This window comes from Flavobacterium sp. AJR (genome assembly GCF_002156885.1).
GTDB lineage: Bacteria > Bacteroidota > Bacteroidia > Flavobacteriales > Flavobacteriaceae > Flavobacterium.
Genome location: NZ_NCWQ01000144.1, coordinates 1 through 6,233 on the forward strand (window position 1 = coordinate 1; position 6,233 = coordinate 6,233).

A 6,233-nucleotide genomic window follows, 5' to 3' on the forward strand; every position below is an offset into this window, starting at 1 on the left:
TTTTGTAAGATAAAAACCTTGTAGTCAGTTGGTTTAGGGTGTTTTTTGTAAGGATGTGTGACTCTTTTGATTTAATTTTAAAATAAAAAATAATATTTTAGGTGTTTTTGCAGCAAAAAAAAAGCATCCGCCAATGGTGGATGCTTTTTTACAGAGACTATAATTTTAGTCTTGATTTGTTTTCTTTCTCCAAGTAAAAGAGTTAAGAATATGTCTTTTTGCAAATCTTCCAGGAGAATCTGCATTTACCATTTTTACATAAGTAGCTTTTGGTACGCTGATGTATTCGTAAACGCTACCATTTGAGAAATCAATAATTAATCTACCTTCTACAAATTTGTAATCTGTAATAGATGAAGTAGCGATTGTTTCTGTATATTCTGGCAAGTTTAGTTTAATTGTCTCAGGATTGATACTTACCAAAAAGTGGTATGCTTCAATAACTAATTTACTTTTTTCTTCTGCTTCTTTCAAACCAGCGTCGTTACCTTGAAATTTGTCAGGATGACATTCTTTCATAGCATTACGGTAAATGGTTTTTAAATCTTTTAATTCTGCAGTTTTGTCTACGTTTAGTAACTTGCGGTATTCAACTATTTTTTTCATAAATAAGATAACTACTTGTCTATTAGATTGAAATTAATATTTGTTTAATTCAAAAAAGACAAATTTTTTGCAAAGGTACACTTTTTTTTAACTTTTTACTTTCGTAGTAAAAAATATTCAAAAAATATGTAAAAGCTTGATTTTTAAATAGAATAAGTTTGCTGATTCTTAATACTATGTACTGAAAAAGCAAAAGATTAAAAAATGATTGTTTTATTTTTGTTCAGGCTTATTATTTGCCTTGTCAAAGTTTTTTGATTTTTTAGGATACTTGTTATAGCTAATATCACTTGGGTTTTCGATTATAGATTTTATTGTAATCCAATCTCCAACTACGTGATTAGCATGTGCTATCTTGTAATCTAAAAGGTATTCACCACAAAAATAGTTGTTGTTTTCATCCTTCTCCATTATCCCAGTATAAACCCCTTTTTGTAACATTTTTTCTTGAGAAGCCTTTGTCATGATATTTTTATTTAAAAATTGAAGCTGCAAAGTTAATCAATATATTGTTTGGTTTAGGGAGTTCGTGACAATCTAAGTATATTTGCATATGCAAAAAAACTTTAGACCAAATCCTAATTCGTTCAAAAATACATTTTGTGTTTTTCAGGAAGTAACTTCGAAAGAAGTTGAAGGTTTGAAAATTCAATTTGAAAGTAAAGCAGGAAGTAGGTATTATTATTCCGATTTAGGAATGTATCGTTTCTCTAACCATTGGGGAAGATTAGCTAATAGCAAATGGCGTTTGGATGCTATGGAACCTGAAACAGAATCTAAATTTAAACTGGGTTTTGCGGCTTGGAGTTCTTTTTATCCTGATAATGCCATTGATAAATTATATTATATTGAAGCTGATTATTCTAGAAACACGGTTAATTATCAACACAAGAATAATCCAGAATATGATAATAAAGCTATACTTAGAACCAGTTTTGAAACAACAAAAAGGATTAAACAAATTAGAAACTTGCAACAATTAACTTCATGGGCAAAATATTTTGATTATGAAGATATCGATACTTTGCGTAAAGCAATTATAAATGAACTTATTTTTACAGAGAAAACTTTAGAAGAAATTAAAAGAGAAATAGAATAATGGGAAGGAATAACGAAAGGAATATTAAGAAACACAACGATAAGTTGCACAAGGCACAAGACAAAGTAAAACAAGCTGAAAGTGCGCGTAAGGAGAAATTAAAACAAATTGTAAAGAAGTTTAATGAGGATAAATCTTCATCTGATAAATAAAATATATGGAAAACGATAAATTCAGTGGTTTAAAAGAAAGTGTTCAGGAAATAATAGATTTAATTGCTGCTAAACAAAATAAATCTGCGAACAATAAATTGGCAGAAGTAAGTGATATTTTGGATGATTTGCTCGATTTTTCGGAAGAGGATGAAGATTTAATCGAGATTAGTAAATATCAGGTTTTATTAAACCAATTACATCAAAAGATAAATACTGCCGAATAATTTTAGATTTTTGTCTTTATGGAAAATTCCAAATGTTATTGCGATACAGGTTTATATTTTGATAATTGTTGTGGTTTATATCTCAAGAATAATCAAAATGCGCCAACTGCATTAGCTTTAATGCGTTCTCGTTTTTCGGCTTATGTTATTAAAGATGCCGATTATTTATTGGCTACGACCCATTCTTCCGAAAGGAAATATTATTCGAAAGAGGATATCTTGAATTGGGCTACAGCCAATGAATGGCAGCGATTGGAAATTATAAGTTTTACAGAAACTACAGTTGCATTTAAGGCTTACTTCTTGGATGAAAAGAAACAACCTCAAACACATTATGAGTTTTCTACTTTTAAACAAGAAAATGGGGTTTGGTATTATCTTGAAGGAAAGTTTGAATAATTAGTAGTTTTTAACTGGTTATCAGCTAATTTTTGATTAAATCTTTTAACTAAAAATTAATATCTGTTTGTTTTAGCTACATTCTAAAATGATGTAATTTTAGAATTATGAAAGAGGAACATAAAAAAGGGTTTTATTTTAAAACGTATGAAGCGCCAAATCAGTCTCCGTTTGAAAAACTTTTTGGTATTTTCAAAGAGCTAATTACCCATACTTCGGGTGATTTTGATGAAGCTATAGATTGGCTTCGTGAGTTGGATAAAGAATACAAACTTACAGATGAGAATTATACTATCGACGATTTTATAGAAGATCTAAAAAAGAAAGGTTATATAAAAGACGAAATAAAAGAAGATGGTTCTTCAGGAATTGGAATTACTGCCAAAACTGAGCGTGCGATAAGGCAACAAGCACTTGATCAGATATTCGGAAATTTAAAACGTTCTGGAAACGGAAACCACAAAACTAAATATGCCGGAAATGGAGATGAACATACGGGGGAATTCCGTGAGTTTCATTTTGGCGATGGGTTAGAACGAATTTCGCTCACAGAAAGTTTGCGTAATGCTCAAATCAATAATGGAGTGGAGAGTTTTATGCTAACTGAAAACGATTTGGTTGTGGAGGAAACACAATACAAATCGCAAATGAGTACAGTCTTAATGATAGATATTAGTCATAGTATGATTTTGTACGGCGAAGATCGTATTACTCCAGCCAAAAAAGTTGCCATGGCGCTCGCCGAATTAATTACTACTCGCTATCCTAAAGATACACTTGATATTCTGGTTTTCGGAAACGATGCCTGGACAATTGCTATCAAGGATTTACCGTACTTAAAAGTTGGACCATATCATACCAATACAGTTGCTGGTTTGCAACTGGCGATGGATTTATTACGCCGAAAAAGAAATACAAACAAACAAATATTTATGATTACTGATGGTAAGCCAAGTTGCGTTCGTGAGCGTGATGGATCTTATTATATGAACAGTAATGGTTTAGACGAATATATTGTAGACAAATGTTACAATCAGGCACAACAAGCCAGAAAGTTGCATATTCCTATTACCACATTTATGATTGCAAGTGATCCTTATTTGCAACGTTTTGTCAACCATTTTACCGAAGCTAATCAGGGAAAAGCATTCTATACGGGATTAAAAGGTCTTGGCGAAATGATTTTTGAAGATTATGAAGCGAATAGAAAAAAGAGGGTTCGATAAAGAGTCTCAAAGGTTCAGAGCAATAAAGCGACAAAGATTTGCCGTAGAGACGCACAGCAGTGCGTCTAACTTTAGATAAAGTTTCATAGATGCACAGCTGCGTTTAATAGTTCAAATATAAAATAAACAACAAATTGATATTTCAATAAAAATGGAAATAAATAATATAAACACTTTAGGTCAATTAAAAGCCTCTGGATATAAAAGTAAAAGCATTAAAGATGAATTACGAAATAATCTTCGTGAAAAGATAAAATCTGGTAAACCTGTTTTTGAGGGTGTTCATGGTTTTGAAAATACTGTTATTCCGGAGTTAGAACGTGCTATTTTATCACGCCATAATATTAATTTATTAGGTCTTCGTGGTCAGGCCAAAACAAGATTGGCTCGTAAAATGGTGGAATTATTAGATGAATACATTCCATTTGTGGCTGGGTCAGAAATTAATGATGATCCATTCAATCCAATTTCTCGCTTTGCAAAAGATATAATTGCCGAAAAAGGAGATTCGACTCCCATCGAATGGTTACATAGAGATAATCGTTTCTTCGAAAAGCTAGCTACGCCAGATGTAACCGTTGCCGATTTAATAGGGGATGTGGATCCAATAAAAGCTGCCAATTTAAAGCTTTCTTATGCCGATGACCGTGTGATTCATTTCGGAATGATTCCGCGTGCCAATCGTTGTATTTTTGTAATTAATGAATTACCCGATTTGCAAGCTAGGATTCAAGTAGCTTTGTTTAATATTTTACAAGAAGGAGATATTCAGATAAGAGGATTTAAGTTAAGAATGCCTCTAGATATGCAATTTGTATTTACTGCAAATCCTGAGGATTACACGAATCGAGGAAGTATAGTTACGCCATTAAAAGATAGAATTGGCTCACAAATCCTGACACATTATCCTGAAACTGTTGCTATCGCCAGAACGATTACAGAACAGGAAGCTAAATTAGATGCAAGCCAGAATGAATCGGTTTATATTCTTAGTTTGGCCAAGGACTTATTGGAGCAAATAAGTTTTGAAGCTCGCGAAAGTGAGTTTGTAGATAATAAAAGCGGTGTAAGTGCCAGAATGAGTATTACAGCATATGAAAACTTATTAAGTACTGCGGAGCGTCGTGCTTTGCGTGCAGGAATTGATAAAACAGTTTTGCGTTTATCTGACTTTATGGGGATTATTCCAGCTATTACAGGAAAAGTCGAATTGGTTTATGAAGGAGAGCAGGAGGGAGCGGCAATTGTTGCACAACGCTTAATAGGTGATGCTATTCGAACGTTTTTCCCTATATATTTCCCTAAGATTGAAAAACTTGAAAAACCAAATGAGAAAACACCATATACCGATACAATCGAATGGTTTTTTACAGAAAGTGGTTTTGAATTGTTAGATGATTGTTCGGATGCCGAATACAAGAAAATTCTTGATGGGATTCCTCCACTTGATATTTTACTTAAAAAATATCAGTCTGAATTGCCAGTTGAAGATCGTTATTTTATGAAAGAGTTCATTTTATGGGGATTGGTAGAATATAAAAAATTAAGTAAAGACCGTTTTTCCGAAGGATATGAATTCAAGGATATGTATGGTAGTTATATCAGTAAACTGTAAAGATTTAAAAAAAGGGAGAGATAATTGTCGCTCCCTTTTTTTATGCTGTTTTATATTTAAAAGATTTAGCTTTTGATATTTATCTTCAATTATAGTGCTGCATATTTTAATTAGTCTACCTTGTCCCGTTGGTTGCATTTGTATTCCAGCAAATACACAAATGGAGAATAGCTTTGAGGCTTTGATTGCTACTTATATTGAAAATAAAGTAGGAATATCTGAGCAGTTTTTGACCACGGAATTAGCAAATAATTTAAAACAAAATCTTATTGATTTAAATGCTAAAAGTTTACTGCAGGATGCGGGAATAGGAAATTCGGAGAAAGTAACTTATGATGGAGCTATTCGTAGTGATTCGATTTACTGGCTTGATAAAAAGCATAATAATGCATTCGAAAATGAATTTTTTGTTCAGATTGAAGCTTTTATAGCTTATTTAAACATTAGTTGCTATGCTGGTATAACTGGTTATGAGTTTCATTATTCTTTATATGAAACGGGAGATTTTTATTTGAAACACTTAGATCAATTTAAGAATAATCCGAGTAGGAAATACTCAATGATTAGTTATTTAAATGCTGATTGGAAAGAAAGTGATGGAGGTGAACTACTTATTCATCAGTTAAATAACAATCAGAAAATTAGCCCTACTCAAGGTAAAACTGTCTTTTTTAAAAGTGATGAATTAGTTCATGAAGTATTAGTTACCCAAAACATAAGAATGAGTATTACGGGCTGGTTAAAGAGTGATTAATTGCTTGTTTACCAGTATGTTTTGAATTTTTATAAAAATAACTCTACTAATTCTATAGAATATTAGAAATATATTTATAGATTTGTAAAAGAAATGAGAAATGAAAGCCAAAATACAATTCCTTATGATTGTAACACGATAATGTGTTATATGTA

9 protein-coding genes are annotated in these 6,233 nt (G+C 31.7%); 7 read left to right on the plus strand and 2 right to left on the minus strand.

The window, feature by feature from the left end; genetic code table 11:
* Positions 1-165 precede the first annotated feature (165 nt).
* Positions 166-606, minus strand: coding sequence for a KTSC domain-containing protein (locus B8T70_RS22635; RefSeq protein WP_039115207.1), 441 nt, complete (start codon positions 604-606; stop codon positions 166-168).
* A 213-nt stretch (positions 607-819) separates the two neighbouring features.
* Entirely contained in the window at positions 820-1,071 is a 252-nt protein-coding gene (locus B8T70_RS22640; RefSeq protein WP_039115206.1) for a hypothetical protein, read from the minus strand.
* An 88-nt stretch (positions 1,072-1,159) separates the two neighbouring features.
* On the opposite strand from B8T70_RS22640, the gene B8T70_RS22645 reads away from it, so the two are divergent.
* The 7 genes from B8T70_RS22645 to B8T70_RS22675 all read left to right on the plus strand — a co-directional run bounded on the left by B8T70_RS22645 (position 1,160) and on the right by B8T70_RS22675 (position 6,078).
* The gene (locus B8T70_RS22645) at positions 1,160-1,705 is read left to right on the plus strand and encodes a hypothetical protein (protein ID WP_086896319.1); all 546 of its coding nucleotides are present in this window, start codon (positions 1,160-1,162) and stop codon (positions 1,703-1,705) included.
* Entirely contained in the window at positions 1,705-1,857 is a 153-nt protein-coding gene (locus B8T70_RS24015; protein WP_086896320.1) for a hypothetical protein, read from the plus strand. The genes B8T70_RS22645 and B8T70_RS24015 overlap by 1 nt, the downstream gene beginning before the upstream one ends.
* A gap of 5 nt (positions 1,858-1,862) precedes the next feature.
* The gene (locus B8T70_RS22655) at positions 1,863-2,084 is read left to right on the plus strand and encodes a hypothetical protein (RefSeq protein WP_035628634.1); all 222 of its coding nucleotides are present in this window, start codon (positions 1,863-1,865) and stop codon (positions 2,082-2,084) included.
* Positions 2,085-2,102: 18 nt separating this feature from the next.
* Positions 2,103-2,483 carry a YchJ family protein gene (locus B8T70_RS22660; RefSeq protein WP_086896321.1) on the plus strand — a complete coding sequence of 127 codons (381 nt, stop codon included), beginning with the start codon at positions 2,103-2,105 and terminating at the stop codon, positions 2,481-2,483.
* 107 nt (positions 2,484-2,590) lie between these two features.
* Positions 2,591-3,709, plus strand: a complete 1,119-nt coding sequence (locus tag B8T70_RS22665) for a VWA domain-containing protein (RefSeq protein WP_039115200.1) — start codon at positions 2,591-2,593, stop codon at positions 3,707-3,709.
* Positions 3,710-3,860: 151 nt separating this feature from the next.
* Positions 3,861-5,324 (plus strand): AAA family ATPase, encoded by a 1,464-nt coding sequence (locus B8T70_RS22670; RefSeq protein ID WP_086896322.1) that lies wholly within the window; start codon positions 3,861-3,863, stop codon positions 5,322-5,324.
* Positions 5,325-5,484: 160 nt separating this feature from the next.
* Complete coding sequence (locus B8T70_RS22675) at positions 5,485-6,078, plus strand: 2OG-Fe(II) oxygenase family protein (RefSeq protein WP_086896323.1); 594 nt, start codon at positions 5,485-5,487, stop codon at positions 6,076-6,078.
* Positions 6,079-6,233 lie beyond the last annotated feature (155 nt).

Bases quoted from the DNA above. Each gene is read 5' to 3' on its own strand.
- B8T70_RS22635 (WP_039115207.1), bottom strand. From the start codon at position 606: ATGAAAAAAATAGTTGAATACCGCAAGTTACTAAACGTAGACAAAACT.
- B8T70_RS22640 (WP_039115206.1), bottom strand. From the start codon at position 1,071: ATGACAAAGGCTTCTCAAGAAAAAATGTTACAAAAAGGGGTTTATACT.
- B8T70_RS22645 (WP_086896319.1), top strand. From the start codon at position 1,160: ATGCAAAAAAACTTTAGACCAAATCCTAATTCGTTCAAAAATACATTT.
- B8T70_RS24015 (WP_086896320.1), top strand. From the start codon at position 1,705: ATGGGAAGGAATAACGAAAGGAATATTAAGAAACACAACGATAAGTTG.
- B8T70_RS22655 (WP_035628634.1), top strand. From the start codon at position 1,863: ATGGAAAACGATAAATTCAGTGGTTTAAAAGAAAGTGTTCAGGAAATA.
- B8T70_RS22660 (WP_086896321.1), top strand. From the start codon at position 2,103: ATGGAAAATTCCAAATGTTATTGCGATACAGGTTTATATTTTGATAAT.
- B8T70_RS22665 (WP_039115200.1), top strand. From the start codon at position 2,591: ATGAAAGAGGAACATAAAAAAGGGTTTTATTTTAAAACGTATGAAGCG.
- B8T70_RS22670 (WP_086896322.1), top strand. From the start codon at position 3,861: ATGGAAATAAATAATATAAACACTTTAGGTCAATTAAAAGCCTCTGGA.
- B8T70_RS22675 (WP_086896323.1), top strand. From the start codon at position 5,485: ATGGAGAATAGCTTTGAGGCTTTGATTGCTACTTATATTGAAAATAAA.